17 protein-coding genes and 1 tRNA gene are annotated in these 17,309 nt (G+C 71.0%); 8 read left to right on the top strand and 10 right to left on the bottom strand.

The features are described 5' to 3' along the window. Positions 1–3: 3 nt before the first annotated feature. Positions 4–939, bottom strand: a complete 936-nt coding sequence (locus tag ACWD10_RS18025) for an FhaA domain-containing protein (RefSeq protein WP_451091967.1) — start codon at positions 937–939, stop codon at positions 4–6. Between the two features lie 664 nt (positions 940–1,603). On the opposite strand from ACWD10_RS18025, the gene ACWD10_RS18020 reads away from it, so the two are divergent. Then, a tRNA-Leu gene (locus ACWD10_RS18020) sits at positions 1,604–1,690 on the top strand. 167 nt (positions 1,691–1,857) lie between these two features. Here ACWD10_RS18020 and ACWD10_RS18015 read toward each other — a convergent pair. Beyond that, positions 1,858–2,697 carry a hypothetical protein gene (locus ACWD10_RS18015; protein WP_451091965.1) on the bottom strand — a complete coding sequence of 280 codons (840 nt, stop codon included), beginning with the start codon at positions 2,695–2,697 and terminating at the stop codon, positions 1,858–1,860. A gap of 324 nt (positions 2,698–3,021) precedes the next feature. On the opposite strand from ACWD10_RS18015, the gene ACWD10_RS18010 reads away from it, so the two are divergent. Beyond that, positions 3,022–3,957, top strand: a complete 936-nt coding sequence (locus ACWD10_RS18010) for a hypothetical protein (RefSeq protein ID WP_451091963.1) — start codon at positions 3,022–3,024, stop codon at positions 3,955–3,957. 193 nt (positions 3,958–4,150) lie between these two features. Continuing rightward, the gene (locus tag ACWD10_RS18005; protein WP_451092094.1) at positions 4,151–4,480 is read left to right on the top strand and encodes a rhodanese-like domain-containing protein; all 330 of its coding nucleotides are present in this window, start codon (positions 4,151–4,153) and stop codon (positions 4,478–4,480) included. A gap of 143 nt (positions 4,481–4,623) precedes the next feature. On the opposite strand, the gene ACWD10_RS18000 is transcribed toward ACWD10_RS18005, so the two are convergent. The 6 genes from ACWD10_RS18000 to paaA all read right to left on the bottom strand — a co-directional run bounded on the left by ACWD10_RS18000 (position 4,624) and on the right by paaA (position 9,595). Further along, positions 4,624–5,766, bottom strand: coding sequence for an acyl-CoA dehydrogenase family protein (locus tag ACWD10_RS18000; protein WP_451091961.1), 1,143 nt, complete (start codon positions 5,764–5,766; stop codon positions 4,624–4,626). Between the two features lie 164 nt (positions 5,767–5,930). After that, positions 5,931–6,995, bottom strand: a complete 1,065-nt coding sequence (locus ACWD10_RS17995) for a 2Fe-2S iron-sulfur cluster-binding protein (RefSeq protein ID WP_451092092.1) — start codon at positions 6,993–6,995, stop codon at positions 5,931–5,933. A gap of 20 nt (positions 6,996–7,015) precedes the next feature. Continuing rightward, positions 7,016–7,576, bottom strand: coding sequence for a 1,2-phenylacetyl-CoA epoxidase subunit PaaD (paaD, locus tag ACWD10_RS17990; RefSeq protein WP_451091959.1), 561 nt, complete (start codon positions 7,574–7,576; stop codon positions 7,016–7,018). Then, on the bottom strand, positions 7,570–8,274 hold the full coding sequence (gene paaC / locus ACWD10_RS17985; protein WP_451091957.1) for a 1,2-phenylacetyl-CoA epoxidase subunit PaaC: 705 nt from the start codon (positions 8,272–8,274) through the stop codon (positions 7,570–7,572). The genes paaD and paaC overlap by 7 nt, the downstream gene beginning before the upstream one ends. After that, entirely contained in the window at positions 8,271–8,561 is a 291-nt protein-coding gene (gene paaB, locus ACWD10_RS17980) for a 1,2-phenylacetyl-CoA epoxidase subunit PaaB (protein ID WP_451091955.1), read from the bottom strand. The genes paaC and paaB overlap by 4 nt, the downstream gene beginning before the upstream one ends. Further along, positions 8,558–9,595 (bottom strand): 1,2-phenylacetyl-CoA epoxidase subunit PaaA, encoded by a 1,038-nt coding sequence (gene paaA / locus ACWD10_RS17975; protein ID WP_451091953.1) that lies wholly within the window; start codon positions 9,593–9,595, stop codon positions 8,558–8,560. The genes paaB and paaA overlap by 4 nt, the downstream gene beginning before the upstream one ends. A 219-nt stretch (positions 9,596–9,814) precedes the next feature. Between paaA and ACWD10_RS17970 the strand changes: the two genes are divergently transcribed. From ACWD10_RS17970 to ACWD10_RS17960, 3 genes are read left to right on the top strand one after another with little or no spacing between them, the layout of a single operon-like run. Continuing rightward, positions 9,815–10,534, top strand: a complete 720-nt coding sequence (locus ACWD10_RS17970; RefSeq protein ID WP_451092090.1) for a DUF5819 family protein — start codon at positions 9,815–9,817, stop codon at positions 10,532–10,534. Further along, positions 10,531–11,799 carry an HTTM domain-containing protein gene (locus ACWD10_RS17965; protein ID WP_451091951.1) on the top strand — a complete coding sequence of 423 codons (1,269 nt, stop codon included), beginning with the start codon at positions 10,531–10,533 and terminating at the stop codon, positions 11,797–11,799. Before ACWD10_RS17970 ends, ACWD10_RS17965 begins: the two co-directional genes overlap by 4 nt. Continuing rightward, entirely contained in the window at positions 11,796–12,578 is a 783-nt protein-coding gene (locus ACWD10_RS17960; RefSeq protein WP_451091949.1) for a TrmH family RNA methyltransferase, read from the top strand. The genes ACWD10_RS17965 and ACWD10_RS17960 overlap by 4 nt, the downstream gene beginning before the upstream one ends. Before the next feature lie 47 nt (positions 12,579–12,625). Here the strand turns inward: ACWD10_RS17960 and paaN are convergent, their stop codons facing one another. Further along, on the bottom strand, positions 12,626–14,317 hold the full coding sequence (gene paaN, locus ACWD10_RS17955; protein WP_451091947.1) for a phenylacetic acid degradation protein PaaN: 1,692 nt from the start codon (positions 14,315–14,317) through the stop codon (positions 12,626–12,628). A gap of 277 nt (positions 14,318–14,594) precedes the next feature. On the opposite strand from paaN, the gene ACWD10_RS17950 reads away from it, so the two are divergent. Together ACWD10_RS17950 and ACWD10_RS17945 are read left to right on the top strand one after the other, a co-directional pair. After that, entirely contained in the window at positions 14,595–16,109 is a 1,515-nt protein-coding gene (locus tag ACWD10_RS17950) for a 3-hydroxyacyl-CoA dehydrogenase (protein WP_451091945.1), read from the top strand. Beyond that, positions 16,106–16,696, top strand: a complete 591-nt coding sequence (locus ACWD10_RS17945; RefSeq protein WP_451091943.1) for a TetR/AcrR family transcriptional regulator — start codon at positions 16,106–16,108, stop codon at positions 16,694–16,696. Before ACWD10_RS17950 ends, ACWD10_RS17945 begins: the two co-directional genes overlap by 4 nt. A 17-nt stretch (positions 16,697–16,713) precedes the next feature. Here ACWD10_RS17945 and ACWD10_RS17940 read toward each other — a convergent pair whose 3' ends face one another. Next, positions 16,714–17,295: an Lrp/AsnC family transcriptional regulator gene (locus ACWD10_RS17940; protein ID WP_451091941.1), complete on the bottom strand. Its 582-nt coding sequence runs from the start codon at positions 17,293–17,295 to the stop codon at positions 16,714–16,716. Between the last annotated feature and the right edge of the window lie 14 nt (positions 17,296–17,309).

Raw genomic sequence — 17,309 nt, 5'->3', positions numbered from 1 at the left:
GCTTCACCCTTCGGCTTGCCGGTAAATGATGGTGGTGCTGCCCACGACGATCCGCGAGCCGTCGCGGAGCGTAGCGCGGGTGGTGTGCTGCCCGTCCACCACGATGCCGTTGGTGGACCCGAGATCCTGGATCGTCGAGGGCGTTCCGGTCCGGATCTCACAGTGCCGGCGGGAGACGCCGGGGTCGTCAATCCGTACATCAGCGTCGGTGCTGCGGCCGAGCACCATCGTGGGCCGGGAGATCTGGTGGCGGGTGCCGTTGATCTCGATCCAGCGCCGCGTCTGGGCGCCGGGCATCGGTCCGGAGGGACCACCGGGACGCGCGGGCGCGGCCGGGCCGCGGTCGCCACCGGGACCGCCGGGGGCTCCAGGGCTGCCGGGCGGGGGCGCGGACGGCATGGGCGGGGCACCGGCCGCCGGGCCGGGGTAGCCGTAGCCGCCGGGACTGCCGCCCGGGGCGCTGCCGGGGCGGCCGCTCGGGGCGCTGCCGGGGCGGCCGCTCGGGGCGCCGCCGGGAGCGCCGGGGGGCATGCCGGGTCCGCCCGCGGGGGCGGACTGGGAAGCGCTGGACGCGAGCGTGCGGCTGCGCACCCGGTAGAGCCCGGTGTCGAGATCCTCGGCCTTCTCCAGGTGCACCTTGATCGGGCCCATGAAGGTGTACCGCTGCTGCTTCGCGTAGTCGCGCACCATCCCGGACAGCTCGTCGCCGAGCTGGCCCGAGTAGGGGCTCAGCCGCTCGTAGTCGGGCGTGCTGAGCTCCACGATGAAGTCATTGGGTACGACGGTCCGCTCGCGGTTCCAGATCGTGGCGTTGTTGTCGCACTCGCGCTGGAGGGCTCCCGCGATCTCGACCGGCTGCACCTCGGACTTGAACACCTTGGCAAAGGTGCCGTTGACCAGACCTTCGAGGCGCTGCTCGAACTTCTTCAGGACTCCCATGGCACCTCCTCCGGTCGTCGTCATCCTGGTACTGCTTACTGATCGTATCCACGCGCCAGGAAAACACCTGGTTCCCCTTGTCCGGCCTGTGGACGGGTGTCGCCTCTCACATGGCCGGGGCCCGCTTCCGCTCTTCTCCCGCTCCCTCTTCCTCCGCTCTCCCTCTTCGTCCCGTCGTCCCGCTCCGGTCGTGCTCCCGGCCCGGTTCCGGTCCTGCTTCCGGCCCGGTTCCGGTCCTTCTCCTGTGTCCGGCTCCGGTCCTTCCGTACAGACCTTCCACACGGATCGTAGAGGTGGCCTCCAGTCAGTGTCCCGTACCCGGAGAGCTCCCCTCACGGCCCGGTGGTCCGGACCTCATCTGTGAACGGGGCGTGAGGGCGACCACTGCGGCGTCCTCGTGCCGGTCCACCGTGCCATCGCGGACCGGCCCGGGGGAAAACCAAGGAGGTCGGGGCCGGTCCGGCGGGCCGACACCGACCGGGCGACGGGCCCGTTCGGGACCGAGGCGCGGACGGCGTCCGGACCCGGTTCCCGCGCGAGCCGTGGTCATCCCCACAGCCAGGTGCCCCACGGAAACGGATGTGAATCCACCGTCCGCAGCGTGCTAATCTTCTGGATGTCGGCAGGCGCCCGCAGCGAGTGGGAACCGGACGACACACCCAATGCGCGGGTGGCGGAATAGGCAGACGCGCTGGATTCAGGTTCCAGTGCCCGAAAGGGCGTGGGGGTTCAACTCCCCCCTCGCGCACCACCGAAATGGTCGGCATCGTGATTACGATGCCGACCATTTTTGTGTCTCCGGGGGCGGGGATGGGGGCCGGGGCTGGCTGCTTGTTGGCGTGCGGCGCATGTGTGGCGTGTGTGTGGCGACGAGTGTGAGGAAGGTCTCAGGTGCGGGGGCGGGCGGGGGGTGCGGGATCAGTCGCCGTACGGGCCGAGTTCGCTGTTCCAGGCGTGGTCGCCGAGGCCGGTGACGACCTGGAACTTGCCGATGGTCTTGCTGCCCGCGGTCTTGTAGGCGGGGGCGGCGTAGTAGCGGGTGAGGCCGTCGAGCATGTTGGCCTCGGGGCTCAGGCGGCTCTTGGTGGCCCTGAACTTGTACGCGGCGTTGTGATTCCGCAGGGTGTGACCGGTGCTTGCGTCCGTGCCGGTGATCATGCCGTTCTTGGTGGTCCGGTAGCTGAGCCAGGTCGCTGCGCGGGTGATCGGGATGCCGTAGACGTACTCGGTCGCGGCTGAGGTGACCTTGATGGCGAGGTCGCCCTCGTCCTTGCCCTCGCGCTTGACGGTCTGCTTGGTGCTGGTGACCTGGGTGGTGAAGACGACGTCCTTGTTGTAGCGGCGAGTTGTCGTCTTGTTCGTGCCGATGCTGTCGTCGGCCTTGCCGAGGAAGGCGCGCTGGACCTTGGGGTCCTGGAGGTACCCGACCAGCTTCTGCTGTTGGGCGGCCGGGAGCGCGTTGAACGCCTTCAGGGTCTCTGCGGCGCCTTCGGTGCGCTGGAGCCAGGACTTGTAGCCGGAGACGGTGAGTTCGGTCTGCTGTCCCTGTGTCTCTATCTGTCCCTCTTCGTCTCCCTGCCCTTGGCCCTGCCCTTGGCCCTGCCCCTGGCCTTGGCCCTGTGCCTCTGAGTGAGCCTGTTTCTCTAACTGGGAGGAGGGCGCGGGGCTGGCGGCTTGGGTGGCTTGGCCGGTGCAGGCGACGGTCAGCGTGGCGGCGAGGCAGGCGGCGGTGCGGGCTGCGGCGGTACGGGTGCGCATGGGGCCCTTTCGGAGCGGTTCGGGAATGCGGTGGTTCAGGAATGCGTGGTTCAGGGATGCGGTGCGCTTTGTGCGGCCTGCTGTGAGAGGCCAACGAGGCCAGCGAGGCGGGGGGTTGGGCGAATCCGCCTTGGCGCGGCTCGCATGCTCGCCGATCGGTGAGACGTGACGAGCCGCGATAGCCGTTCCCTCCGTTTGTGGGGGAACTGGGGAGTGGGGGCGTTTGGGGAGGGCGGTCGCGGCAGTCTCCTCGGGGTCGGCGCGCGGGGTGGCTCGCAGTACCGCCGTACGCCCGCTCGCGGCCCCGACCCGTACGCTGGACGGGTGACGATCCCCGAAGCCGATGAACCCGTATCGGACCAGCCCCGTCCCGGTGAGGGCGGCAAGGCTGGTGAGGCCGGTGATGCTGGGGCTGCCGGTGATGCCGGTGATGCCGGTGATGCCGGTGATGCCGGTGATGCCGGTGACGCCGGTGAGCGGACCGGCGAGCGGCCGGAGGCGCGGCTTGAGCACGCGGTGCGGGTCGCGGAACAGGCGCTGATCGAGTTCGAGATCGCGGTCGAGACGTTCCGGGTCGAGGTCGAGAACTTCTCCCGGCTGCACCACCAGAAGCTCGGACCGATGTACGCGCGGCTCGAGGAGCTGGACGCCCGGATCGCGGAGGCGCAGGCGGCGCGCAGCGGGGACGCCGAGGATCTGCGGCGTGCGCAGGAACTCCGGGCGCGCGTCATGCCGATGCCTGATGTGTCCGAACTGTTCCACGAGTGGATGGATTCGGACGGTCTGTCGGCCGAGGCGTCCGCGATGCTGAACGAGCTGCCGGTACGGCCGCCCGAGCGGGTCCGGCCCAGCGACGAGGCGCGGCGCCTCTACCGCGACCTGGTCCGCAAGGCCCACCCCGACCTCGCACAGGACGAGAAGGAGCGGGAGCGCCGCGACGCGTTCCTGGTCCGGGTCAACGCCGCGTACGCCCGTGGAGACGTGGCCCAGCTGACCGAGCTCTCCGAGGAGTGGGCGGCCGGGCCGGTTCCGGAGGACGAGCAGCCGAGCCGGAGCGAGGAGCTCTACGCCCGCCTCGAGTGGCTGGCCCAGCGTAAGGAACTGCTCACGCTGGTCGCGCGGGACCTGGAAGAGGGCGCCATCGGGTCGATGCTGCGCATGGCCCCGGACGACCCGGACCGCCTCCTCGACGAAATCGCCGAGCAGCTTCTTGCCCAGGTGGCCGAGCGCGAGGCGGAGCTGGCGCGGCTGGTCGGCTAGGCGGACTCGGGCGGTCCGGCGGTGGGGGCCTGGCGATGGGCCTCGCGGTGGGTGCCTGGGGATGGGCCTTCGTGGTGGGTGCCTGGCTGTGGGTGCCCATGTGTGTCCGGTTGTGGGTGCCGCGATGCGTGCGGGGCGTGCCCGAGGGGCGAGGGTGTCCGGTAGCGTCGGGGGCATGGCTTTCGGAACTGGTGTGCCCACGGTCGGCGTCGACGCGCTCTCGGACGGTGACTTCCTGCTCGACGTCCGCGAGGACGACGAGTGGCAGGCGGGTCACGCCGCGCGTGCCCTCCACATTCCGATGTCCGAATTCGTGGCCCGCTACGGCGAGTTGACCGAGGCGGCCCCGGCGGACGGCCGGGTGCACGTCATCTGCCGCTCCGGCGGCCGCTCGGCCCAGGTGACGATGTACCTCGCGCAGCAGGGCATCGACGCCGTGAACGTGGCGGGCGGCATGGAGGCCTGGGAGGCGGCGGGGCTCCCCGTCGTGGACGACGAGGGGAAGCCCGGCGCGGTCGTCTGAGCCGAAGCCGGTTCGGGTAGCGGTACGGCTTGCTGGCCGTCAGCACGTCAGCACGTCAGCACGTCAGCACGTCAGCACGTCGGCCCGTCGGCCCGTCGGCCCGTCGGCCCGTCGGCCCGTCGGCCCGTCGGCCCGTCAGGCCGTCAGGCCAAGGTGTGGGCGGCGAGGAGCTCGCCAAGGGCTTCCTCGTGGGCCGCGGCAGGCCCCAGCGAGAGCTCCAACTGCTTGGCCCAGGCGTGATAGCGGTGCAGCGGGTAGTCGGTGTCGGCGCCGAAGCCGCCGTGCAGATGCTGGGCGGTCTGGACGACGCGCCGTACCCCCTCCGCGGCCCAGACCTTCGCCACGGCCACATCGCCCGCGGCGGGTAGCGCACCGCCTGCCCCGGTGGCGATCCGCCAGGCCGCCTGCCACAGGGTGACCTCCATGGCGCGCAGGTCGATATAGCGGTCGGCGGCCTGCACGGCCACGGCCTGGAAGGTGGCCACCGGGAAGCCGAACTGCTCGCGCTTGCTTGTGTACGCACTGGTCATACGGAGCACGCTCTCGCCCAGACCGAGGGCGAGGGCACAGGTCCCGGTGGCGAGCAGCTGACGCAGCCACTCCCAGGCGCCGTCGGCCTCGATGAGGTGGTGGGCCGGGATGCTCACGGAGTCGAGGTGCAGCTCGCCGAGACGTTCCCCGCTGGTGGAGAACTGTTCCGCGATGGTCAGCCCTTCCTGGGTGCGGGGGACCACGGCGAGCGCCACACCGCCCTCGGGGGTGTGCGCGGGCACCACGATCAGGTCGGAGCCCTGCGCCCAGGGCACGCCGGTCTGCACGCCGTCGAGGAGATGCTGACCGGGATGCGCCGGGTCCTGGCGAGCGGTGACGGCGAGTTCGGCCCCGTCGTGTCCGGTACGGCCATGCGCGGCGACGGTGAGGACGAGCTCACCCCGGGCGGCGCCCGGCAGGATCTGCTGCCTCAACTGCTCGTTGCCGTAGGTCTGTACGGCGTACGCGGCGGCGCTGCTCTCGAGCAGCGGTACGCGCGCGAGCACCTTGGCGGACTCGCGCAGCACCAGGCAGAGCGCGATGGGGTCCAGGCCCGCCCCGTCGTACTCCGGGGCGAGGAGCAGGCTCAACAGGTCGGACTCGGCGAGGCGTTGCCACAGTTCGCGGTCGAAGTCCTCGGCGACGGCCCCCGGGGTGAGGGCGGGGCTCGGTACACCGTCCGGCGCGACGGTGGCGAAGACCGCCTTGGCCGCCTCGACCGCCGCCTGCTGCTCCTCGGTGAAGGTGAAGTCCACTGCTTGCCCTCCCGCGCAACGAACCCAACTATCTGACGGTTCGTCAAGATAGAACAGGTCCTAGGGGAAGGGAACCGTAGGGCCGGACCCGGCCGGACCCGAACCCCGGGACATCGGGCATCGCCCGTGGCATTCCGGACCGGCCCGGCACGGCCCGCCCGGTGTCAGCGGTCGAAGTCCAACTCCACCTGGTCCGTGGCCGGATGGGACTGGCAGGCGAGGACATAACCGGCGTCGGTCTCCTCCGGTTCCAGCGCGTAGTTACGGTCCATGCGCACCTCGCCGGAGACCAGGAAGGCGCGGCAGGTTCCGCACACCCCGCCCTTGCAGGCGTACGGGGCGTCGGCGCGGTTGCGCAGCACCGTCTCCAGGAGGACCTCGCCGTCCTTCACAGGCCAGGTGCCCGAGCGGCCGTCCAGGGTCGCGGTCACCGTGGCGTGGGCAGGCACGGGGGCGGTGGACCGCGGGGAGCCGTTGGCGCCGTCGTCCACGTGGAAGATCTCCTCGTGGATCCGGGCACGCCGTACGCCGAGGAAGCGCAGCGCCCGCTCGGCCCCCTGCACCAGGCCGAACGGCCCGCACAGGAACCAGCCGGATATCTCCTCGACGGGCAGCAGCGCCGGAAGCAGCTCCGTCAGGCGCTGCTCGTCGAGACGCCCGGTGGCCGGGCCCGTCTGATGCTCCTCCCGCGAGAACACGCTGATCAGCTGGAACCGGTCGGGATAGCGGTCCTTGAGGTCGGCGACCTCCTCCAGAAACATCGTCGAGGCAGCGCTCCGGTCACTGCGCAGCAGACAGAACTGGGCCGAGGGCTCGCGCTCAAGGAGGGTCGAAACGATCGAGAGCACCGGCGTGATGCCGCTGCCGCCCACCACCGCGGCATAGCGCCCGGGACGGGGTTCGAGCGTGAAGCGTCCGGCTGGGGTCATCACCTCGAGGACGTCCCCGACGGCGATCTCCTTATGGGCGTACGTCGAGAACTCCCCGCCCTCCACCAGACGCACCCCGACCCGCAGTGTCGCCGGGCCCTCCGGTCCGGGTGCGGGGGAGCACACCGAGTAGGTACGGCGGATCTCGGTGCCGTCGACCACGTGGCGGACGGCCAGGTGCTGGCCGGGGGCGAAGCGGTATTCCGCGCGCAGTTCCTCCGGCACGTCGAAGGTCAGGGCCACGGAATCGTCGGTGAGCCGGTCGACCGCGACCACACGGAGCGGGTGGAAGCGGGCCACCGTGCCGGCCGTGCTTGCCATCACAACTCCTTGAAGTGGTCGAAGGGTTCACGGCAGCTGACGCAGCGCCGCAGCGCCTTGCATGCCGTGGACGAGAAGCGGCTCAGCAACTCCGTGTCCGTGGAGCCGCAGTGCGGGCAGCGCACCGCCAGGGAGACCGGTATCGGCCCGTCCGCGGCGTGGGCACGGGGCGGCGCGATACCGGACTCGGCCAGCTTGCGGCGGCCCTCGGCCGAGATGTCGTCCGTCGTCCAGGGCGGGGACAGGACGGAGCGCACCGTGACATCCGGTATGCCGTGCTCGTGCAGAACCTGCTCGATGTCTGCGGACATGGCCTCGACGGCCGGGCAGCCGGTATAGGTGGGCGTCAGCTCGACCTCGACCCGCCCCGGGGCAAGCACCCGCAGCCCCCGCAGCACACCCAACTCGGCCAGGCTCACCATGGGCAACTCGGGATCGGGCACCGACCCGGCAAGGTCCCGGAGCTGCTCTTCGAGAGGGGTCGGGGCCTGCTCGGAGGCGGTCGCGGGTTGGTTGGCGTCGGCTCGGTGCTGCTCGGCCGGTGGTTTCAGGGTCACCATGATGCCCCCGGGTGGCTGCGGTGCAGATGCTGCATCTCGGCGAGCATCCGCCCGAACGGCTCGGTGTGCAGGCCCTGTCGGCCCGCCCCCGCGGTCCAGGCGCCGGTCCGCGGGCCGTCCGGCAGGGTCAGGGTGGCGCGCTCTACGACCTCGGTCACCGAGGTGAGCCAGGCCGCCTCCAGCTCCGGCCAGTCGATGCCCTCGAGCCCTTCGACCGGCTGGAACATCTCGCCCGTGTAGCGCCACAAGGCATCGAGGGCGTGCTGCATCCGGGTGTGGCTCTCGTCCGTGCCGTCGCCGAGCCTGAGAGTCCACTGCTCGGCGTGGTCGCGGTGGTAGGCGACCTCCTTGACCGCCTTGGCGGCGAGGGGCTCGAAGTCGCTCTCTCCCTGGGCCAGTTCGGCGTAGAGGAGCTCCTGGCAGGTGGAGAAGTAGAGCTGGCGGGCGATGGTGTGGGCGAAGTCGCCGTTGGGCTGCTCGACCAACTGCAGGTTTCTGAAGGCGCGTTCCTCGCGGAGATAGGCGAGTTCGTCCTCGTCCCCGACCAGGGAGAGCAGGCTGCGGGCCTGGCCGAGCAGGTCCAGGGCGATGTTCGCCAGGGCAACCTCCTCCTCCAGGACGGGGGCGTTCCCGGCCCACTCCCCCAGCCGGTGCGAGAGCACCAGCGCGTCGTCGCCAAGGGCGAGTGCCGCGGTCACAGGTGCTTCACCCCTTCCGGGATGTCGTAGAAGGTCGGGTGGCGGTACGGCTTGTCACCGGCCGGTTCGAAGAAGGTGTCCTTCTCGTCCGGGGAGGAGGCGGTGATCTCCGCGGACGGTACGACCCAGATCGAGACGCCCTCGCTTCTGCGGGTGTACAGGTCGCGTGCGTTGCGCAGGGCCATCTCGGCGTCCGGGGCGTGCAGGCTGCCGGCGTGGGTGTGGGAGAGGCCGCGGCGGGAGCGGACGAAGACCTCCCACAGGGGCCATTCGGTCGGGCTTGTCATGCCGTCGCCTCCTCGGACGGGGTGGGCCGCGCGGCGGGGCGGGCACGGTGCGGGGCGTTGCGGGTTTCGACGCGGGCGCGGTGCGCGGCGTCGTGCTCTTCGGCGCGGTGCTTCGCGGCGTACGCGTTCGCCGCGTCCCGTACCCAGGCGCCGTTCTCATGAGCGTTGCGGCGCTGGGTGATGCGCTGTTCGTTGCACGGGCCGTTGCCCTTGAGGACCTCGCGGAACTCGGTCCAGTCGATGGGGCCGAAGTCGTAGTGCCCGCGCTCCTCGTTCCACCGCAACTCCGGGTCGGGGAGTGTCAGTCCGAGCGTTTCGGCCTGGGGGACGCAGATGTCCACGAAGCGCTGGCGCAGTTCGTCGTTGGAGTGCCGCTTGATCTTCCAGGCCATGGACTGCGCGGAGTGCGCGGACTCGTCGTCGGGCGGGCCGAACATCATCAGCGACGGCCACCACCAGCGGTTCACCGCGTCCTGGGCCATGGCGTGCTGGGCCGGTGTGCCGCGGCTCAGGGCGAGCAGTGACTCGTACCCCTGGCGCTGGTGGAAGGACTCCTCCTTGCAGATACGGACCATGGCGCGTGCGTACGGGCCGTATGAACAGCGGCACAGCGGGACCTGGTTGGTGATCGCGGCGCCGTCCACGAGCCAGCCGATCGCGCCGACGTCGGCCCAGGTCAGGGTGGGGTAGTTGAAGATCGAGGAGTACTTCTGGCGGCCGGAGTGGAGCTTGTCGAGGAGCTCGTCCCGGCTGGTGCCGAGGGTTTCGGCGGCGCTGTACAGATACAGGCCGTGCCCGGCCTCGTCCTGCACCTTGGCCATCAGGATCGCCTTGCGGCGCAGGGAGGGTGCGCGGGTGATCCAGTTCGCCTCGGGCTGCATGCCGATGATCTCGGAGTGGGCGTGCTGGGCGATCTGTCTCACGAGCGTCGCGCGGTAGGCGTCGGGCATCCAGTCGCGCGGTTCGATGCGCTCGTCCGCCGCCACCGCGGCGTCGAACGTCGTCGTGCGGTCCTCCGCGGTCACCGTCGCCATGCCGTTCCCCCTTGATCGCGATCGATGGGCCATGTCGCCGACCCGGGTGGTCCGGCGTGCCTCCGTCCGATCGGCCCCGATCAACCTACCGACCGATCGTTCGGTTCATTGATTCCATGGTGGGTCCGGGTCCCATCGGTGTCAACCCTGTGGATAACCTCCGGATAACCGCCCGGGCGCTGCGCGCGGACACCGCACATGAGTACCGTTCCGGTGGCAATGCGGCAGGCGGCACGGGGAGCTGGCGGAATGGACGGGTACGAGCAGGGGGCGAGCGGTGACCGGCGGTCACCCGCCGCCCGGGCCGGTATCGCCGGGCTCTCGCCCCCGTACCAGGTGGTGGCCGCCTTGGCGCTCGCGGGCATCGTGGTCGCCGTCTGCGTCCACCTCGCGATGGTCTTTCTGCACGTGGCGCCCGCGAACACGGTGACCAAGCAGCACGGCCGGGCCGTCGACGCCTGGATATACCCCGAGTTCGAACAGAACTGGAAGCTCTTCGCGCCCAACCCGCTCCAGCAGAACATCGCGGTGCAGGCGCGCGCCCAGCTCCGTACCGGCGACGGCGGACTGCGGCAGACCGGCTGGTACAACCTCTCCGCGCAGGACGGCGCCGCCATCGACGGAAATCTGCTGCCCAGCCACACCCAGCAGAACGAGCTGCGCCGGGCGTGGGACTTCTACACCGCCTGGCACGACAGCGAGAACCGGGCGACCGGCGTGCGCGGCGAGCTGTCCGAGCACTACATGCGCCGGATCGCCGTGCTCCGCCTCGGCCGGGAGGAGCCGGACACGCCCCTGGTACGCGTCCAGCTCCGTTCCAAGACCACGAACGTGCAGCCTCCGGCGTGGACCGACGAGACGGTCGACAAGAAACCCGAGTACCGGGAGCTGCCCTGGTGGACGGTGACCGACGAGGACCGGGAGGTGCGGGACCGGTGAGCCGCCTCGCCCCACCGGCCACGGCACTCGGACGGGCGGTCCGCCGGGTCACCGCCGCGTCGCTCGGCCCGTACCAGACCGCCGTCATACGGATCGGCTTCTCCGCCACCTGGCTGCTGTTCCTGCTGCGCGAGTTCCCGCACCGCCACGAGCTCTACGGCCCCGACGGGCCCTGGAGCTGGTCCCTGGCGCAGCGGCTCGTCGACGACAACCAGGCGTTCACCGCGCTGATGTGGTCCGACGGACGCGGCTGGTTCGAGATCGTTTACGCCCTCGCGGTCCTCTCCAGCGTGCTGTTGCTGCTCGGCTGGCGCACCCGCACCATGTCCGTGCTCTTCATGGTGGGGGTGCTCTCGCTCCTCAACCGCAGCGTGTTCGTGGGCGACGGCGGCGACAACGTCATACACCTCATGGCCATGTACCTGGTGCTCACCCGCTGCGGCCAGGTGTGGTCCCTGGACGCCCGCCGTGCCGCACGCGCGCGTGCGGATGGAAAAGCGGGGGCCGACGAGGACGCGGAGACCGATGGAGCGCCGCTGGTCGACCGGGTCGGGCCCGCCCTGTGGATGGTGCTCGGGCTCGCTCTGATGGCCGTGACGCTCCTCGGCGAGCTGAGCTGGGGCTGGGCACTGGTCTTCTGGGGGCTGTGGCTCGCGCAGGGCCTGTGGTGGCTGCTCGGCCGGTACGCCCCGCACGGGGAGCCGCGTGCGCTGCTCGACGTCGTCGCCAACCTCGCCCACAACGCCGCACTCTTCGTGATCATGGCCGAGGCGTGTCTGATCTACGCGACGGCCGGCTGGTACAAGATCCAGGGCAGCCGCTGGCAGGACGGCACCGCGGTCTACTACCCGCTGCACCTCGACTACTTCTCGCCCTGGCCCGCCCTCTCCGAGTTCCTCGGCTCGAACGGCATCGCCGTCATGCTGATCACCTACGGCACCGTCATGGTGCAGGTGGCCTTCCCGTTCACGCTGTTCAACCGTCGCGTCAAGAACGTGCTGCTCGCGGCGATGATGACCGAGCACGCGGTGATCGCGGTCGTGCTCGGCCTGCCGTTCTTCTCGCTCGCGATGATCGCGGCCGACGCCGTGTTCCTGCCGACCCCGTTCCTGCGGCGGCTCGGCGCGCTGGCGGCACGCGCGCGTGGACGCCTGACGGGCCGCGCCCGGCGGGTGCCCGCGCAGCGCGGTGGCGTCGGCGGACCTGCCGGAGCGGAGCAGGACCCGGAGGCCGCCGAGCAGCCACACGTAGGCTTCCGGCCATGAACGCCGAGCACGATCCGGTACGCCGCTGGCGGGCGCTGTGCGACGACGCGGTGCTGCTCGACGGCTTCCACGCCCTCAAGCACGCGCTGCGCTTCGACGCCCGCGTCCCGGTCGCCCTGACGGGCGACAAGGTGGCCGCCCTGGCCCTGGCCGAGGAGCTCGCCCCCGACGTGCGGGAGGTGCTGGCGGGCCTGCTCACCGAGGTGCCGCCCGTCGTCCTGCGCGAGCTGGTGCCCCGGGTGCACCCGACGGCGGTGGCCGCCCTGGCGGTACGTCCGTCGCGCGCCGCTCACCTCGCTGCGCTCGCCCGGACGCCGCGGCTCGCGCCCGTGGTGGTGCTCGACCAGCCGCGCAACCTCGGCAACGCGGGCGCGGTGATCCGCCTCGCGGCGGGCTTCGGCGCCACGGGTGTGATCACCACCGGCACTCTCGATCCCTGGCATCCCACGGTCGTACGCGGCGCAGCGGGGCTGCACTTCGCGACGGCCGTGGAACGGCTCGCGGTGGACGAGCTGCCCGAGGGGCCGCTCTACGCCCTTGACCCGGAGGGCGAGGACATTCGCCAGGTCGAGCTGCCCGACGAGGCGCTCCTCGCCTTCGGCTCCGAGCGCTCCGGGCTCTCGGCCGAACTGCGCGAGCGCGCGGACGCGTTGATCGCCCTGCCCATGCGGCCCCAGGTGTCCAGCTACAACCTGGCGACCAGTGTGGGCATGACGCTCTTCCACTGGTCGGCCGGGTCGTCCGGGTCGTTCGGGACGACTGGGATGACCGGGGTCTGAGGGCTGCCCCAGACCCCGCCCTAGCGCGCCGGACGCGCCCGTCCCGCTCAGGCCTCCCGGCGGACCTCCACCACCCGGAAGCGGTTGGACACGAAGGCGCCGTCGCACAGCGCCGCGTTCGCCGCCGGGTTGCCGCCCGAGCCGTGGAAGTCCGAGAAGGCGGCGGTCTGGTTGACGTACACCCCGCCGGTCAGATTGAGCGAGAGCTGCGCGGGCTCGTCGAAGCAGACCTGCTCCACCGCGCTCTCCGTCTCTTCTGAAGTGGTGTACGCGCCGACGGTCATGGCCCCCTTCTCACGCACCGTGCGCCGCAGCAGCTCCAGTGCGTCGGCCGTCGAATCGACGGAGACGGCGAACGACACCGGGCCGAAGCACTCGTTCAGATACGTCGTCTCGGCGTCCGGCTTGGCGCCGTCCAGCTTCACGATCACCGGCGTACGCACCACCGCGCCCGGGAAGTCCGGGTTGCGGATCTCCCGGGAGGCCAGGGCGACCTCGCCGAGCCCCGGGGCCGCCTCCAGGCGGCCCTTCACGTCCGGGTTGACCAGGGCGCCCAGGAGCGCGTTCGCCCGCGCGTCCTCGCCGAGCAGCCCGGAGACCGCGTCCGCGAGGTCGCTGACCACCTCGTCGTACGACTTGGGGCCCGCGTCGGTGGCGATGCCCGCGCGGGGGATCAACAGGTTCTGCGGGGTGGTGCACATCTGGCCGCTGTACAGCGACAGCGAGAAGGCGAGGTTGGCGAGCATCCCCTTGTAGTTGTCCGTCGAGTCGATGACGACGGTGTTGACCCCGGCCTTCTCCGTGTAGACCTGGGCCTGGCGGGCGTGGGTCTCCAGCCACTCGCCGAAGGCGGTCGAGCCCGTGTAGTCGATGATCTTGATCTCGGGGCGTACGGCCAGGGTCTTGGCGATGCCCTCGCCGGGGTGCTCCGCGGTCAGGGCCACGAGGTTCGGGTCGAAGCCCGCCTCGGCGAGCACCTCGCGGGCCACCTGCACCGTCAGCGCGAGCGGCAGCACCGCGCGCGGGTGCGGCTTGACCAGGACCGCGTTCCCGGTCGCCAGGGAGGCGAACAGGCCCGAGTAGCCGTTCCACGTCGGGAAGGTGTTGCAGCCGATCAGGAGCGCAATGCCGCGCGGGACCGGCGTGAACTCCTTGCGGAGGGTGAGCGGGTCCCGCTTGCCCTGCGGCTTGTTCCAGTCCGCGGCGTCCGGGGTGCGGACCTGCTCCACGTACGCGTACGCCACCGCCTCCATGCCGCGGTCCTGGGCGTGCGGGCCGCCGGCCTGGAAGGCCATCATGAACGCCTGGCCGCTGGTGTGCATGACCGCGTGCGCGAACTCGTGCGTGCGCGCGCTGATCCGGGCCAGGATCTCCAGGCAGACCATGGCGCGCGCCTCGGCGCCCGCCCTGCGCCAGTCCGGCATCGCCGCGCGCATGGCGGGCAGCAGCACGTCAGGGTCGGCGTGCGGGTACTCGACGCCCAGCTCGATGCCGTACGGCGACACCTCGCCGCCCGCCCAGCCGTCCGTGCCCGGCTGGTCCAGGTCGATCCTGGTGCCGATCAGGGCGTCGAACGCCGCCTTGCCCGCGGCGGCGTCCAGACTGCCGTCCTCGCCGTACGCCTTGGGGTGCTCGGGATGCGGGGACCAGTACGCGCGCGTGCGGATCGTTTCCAGCGCCTGGTCGAGGGTCGGCCGGTGCTTTTCGATCAGCTGTTGCGCGGTGAGTGCGGCGGCCATGGCGTACCAACTCCTCCTCGGACCGGTTCTTCGTCGAACCGGCGAGCTGGGCAGGGACAGGCGGACAGCGCTAGAGTAACCGAACGATCGGTCGGGACAAGGGGGTCCGCCGAACCTGTGGAAAACCTTTTGCGGGAGGATTGCCCGTGGAACGCGTGACGCGAAGCGGCGCGGACGGGGTGGTGGGAGTGGGGTCTCCCCTGCTCGAGCGGAGCCGAGAGCTTGGAGTGGGGGCTCCCCTGCTCGAGCGGAGCCGAGAGCTTGGGGATGGGTGGGTATGACAGGACTCGATCGGAACAGCCCCGTCGCCGTCGTGGGCACCGGCACCATGGGCCAGGGCATCGCCCAGGTCGCCCTGATCGCCGGGCACCCCGTGCGGCTCTACGACGCCGCGCCCGACCGGACCGGTGCGGCGGCCGCGGCGATCGCCGCGCGCCTTGACCGGCTCGTCGAGAAAGGCCGGATCGGCTCGGCGGACCGCGAGGCCGCGGGCGCCCGGCTCACCCCGGTCGACCGCCTCTCCGACCTCGCGGGCTGCGGCCTCGTCATCGAGGCCGTCCTGGAGCAACTGGACGTCAAACAACAGCTGTTCACCGACCTCGAGAAGATCGTCGACGCGGACTGTCTGCTCGCCACCAACACCTCGTCGCTCTCTGTCACCGCCATCGCGGGAGCCCTCGAGCACCCCGGCCGCTGCGTGGGCCTGCACTTCTTCAACCCCGCGCCGCTGCTCCCGCTCGTCGAGGTGGTCAGCGGCTTCGCCACCGACGAGTCCGCCGCCACGCGCGCGTACGAGACGGCCAAGGCATGGGGCAAGACGCCCGTCCGCAGCGCCGATACCCCCGGCTTCATCGTCAACCGCGTCGCCCGGCCCTTCTACGCCGAAGCACTGCGCCTCTACGAGGAGTGCGCGGCCGACCCCGCGACCCTCGACGCCGTCCTGCGCGACTGCGGCGGCTTCCGTATGGGGCCCTTCGAACTGACCGACCTGATCGGGCAGGACGTCAACGAGGCCGTCACGCGCTCCGTGTGGCAGTCCTTCTTCCAGGGCCCGCGGTTCACGCCGTCGCTCGCGCAGCGGCGCCTGGTCGAGTCCGGGCGCCTGGGGCGCAAGTCCGGGCGCGGCTGGTACGAGTACGGAGACGGTGCAGCCCAGCCGGGGCCCCGGCTCCAGGACCCCGCGCCCGCGCCCGCCGACGTGACGGTGCACGGCGATCTCGGGCCCGCGCAGGACCTGGTCGGCCTCTTCGAGCAGGCCGGGGTCAAGGTGCGCCGTACCGCAGGTGAACAGGGCGGCCCCCGGATCGTGCTGCCCTCCGGTGCCGTACTCGCCCTGGCGGACGGCACCTTGGCCACCGCGCGCGGTAACGCCGTCCAGTTCGACCTGGCCCTCGACTACGGCACCGCGGAGCTGATCGCGCTCGCCCCCTCAAGGACCGCCGACGCCGCCGCGCTGCGTGAGGCCACCGGGCTCTTCCAGGCGACCGGCAAGAAGGTCGCCCTGATCGACGACATACCCGGCATGGTCGTGGCCCGTACGGTCGCCATGCTGGTCGACTTCGCCGTCGACGCCCTGGACAAGGGCGTGGCCTCGGCCGAGGACATCGACCGGGCGATGCGCCTCGGCGTGAACTACCCGCTCGGGCCGCTCTCCTGGGGCGAGCGCCTCGGCCTGGGCCAGGTCCACGACCTGTTGACCGCGATGCACGCACAGCAACCCACGGGGCGGTACGCACCGTCCGTCGGGCTGCGTCGGCGGGCGTACGCCGGAGAAGGGACGGTCCGGCCATGACCACCCCCAAGCGCGACACGTACACGCCCCAGACGCTGCTCGCCGTCGCCGTACGGATCTTCAACGAGCGTGGCTACGACGGCACGTCCATGGAGCACCTGTCCAAGGCCGCCGGAATCTCGAAGTCCTCGATCTACCACCATGTCGCGGGCAAGGAAGAGCTGTTGCGGCTCGCCGTCAGCCGGGCGCTCGACGGGCTCTTCGGCATCCTCGACGAGGAGCACGCGCGCGTGGGGCGGGCCGTCGACCGCCTCGAGTACGTGACCCGGCGCATGGTCGAGGTGCTGACCGCCGAACTGCCCTACGTCACGCTGCTGCTGCGGGTCCGGGGCAACACCGCGACCGAGCAGTGGGCGATGGAGCGGCGCAGGGAGTTCGACCACCAGGTGGCCGAGCTGCTCAAGGCCGCGGTCGCGGACGGGGACCTGCGCGGGGATGTCGAGCCCAGGCTGGCGACCCGGCTGCTCTTCGGCATGATCAACTCGATTGCGGAGTGGTACCGGCCGGACAGCCGGGGTGCCGGTGCGGCGGAAGTCGCGGACGCCGTGGTGAAGTTGGCCTTCGCGGGGCTGCGGACCGAGGATTGACCGAATCCGGTTGGGGGCTACCCCTCCGGTTCCACATCCGTCTCCTCGAAGACGAGGAGTGTCCGGGTGCTCAACACCTCGGGAATCGCCTGTAGTCGGGTCAGGACGAGCTCGCGCAGCGTGCGGTTGTCCGGTGTGTGCACCAGGAGCAGGACGTCGAAGTCGCCGCTGACCAGGGCGATATGGGCCGCCCCGGGAAGCTCACGGAGTTGTTCACGTACCGTCCGCCAGGAATCCTGCACGATCTTCAGCGTGATGTAGGCGGAGGCGCCCTGGCCTGCGCGCTCGTGGTCGATGCGGGCCCCGAAGCCGCGGATCACGCCGTCCTCGAGCAGCCGGTTGATCCGCGCGTACGCGTTGGCGCGCGAGACATGGACGCGCTCGGCCACGGAACGTATCGAGGCCCGGCCGTCGGTCTGCAGCATGCGCAGGATGTCCCGGTCTATGGCGTCGAGCGGACGAGGCGGCGGTGCGTCCGATGTGCCTGATATGTTCGGTGTGTCTGGTGCTTCCGGGGGTGTGCGCCGCTGTCCGGATGCCCCGGCGGGCGGGCCGGAGCCGGTCTCCCGGCTGTTACCGGCCATTCGTTCAGATGCCATGTGCCCCCGCCTCC

This window comes from Streptomyces sp. NPDC002851, from assembly GCF_053591935.1.
The sequence above is the reverse complement of the archived record's forward strand: the minus strand, read 5'-3'. Positions and strand labels throughout refer to the sequence as shown.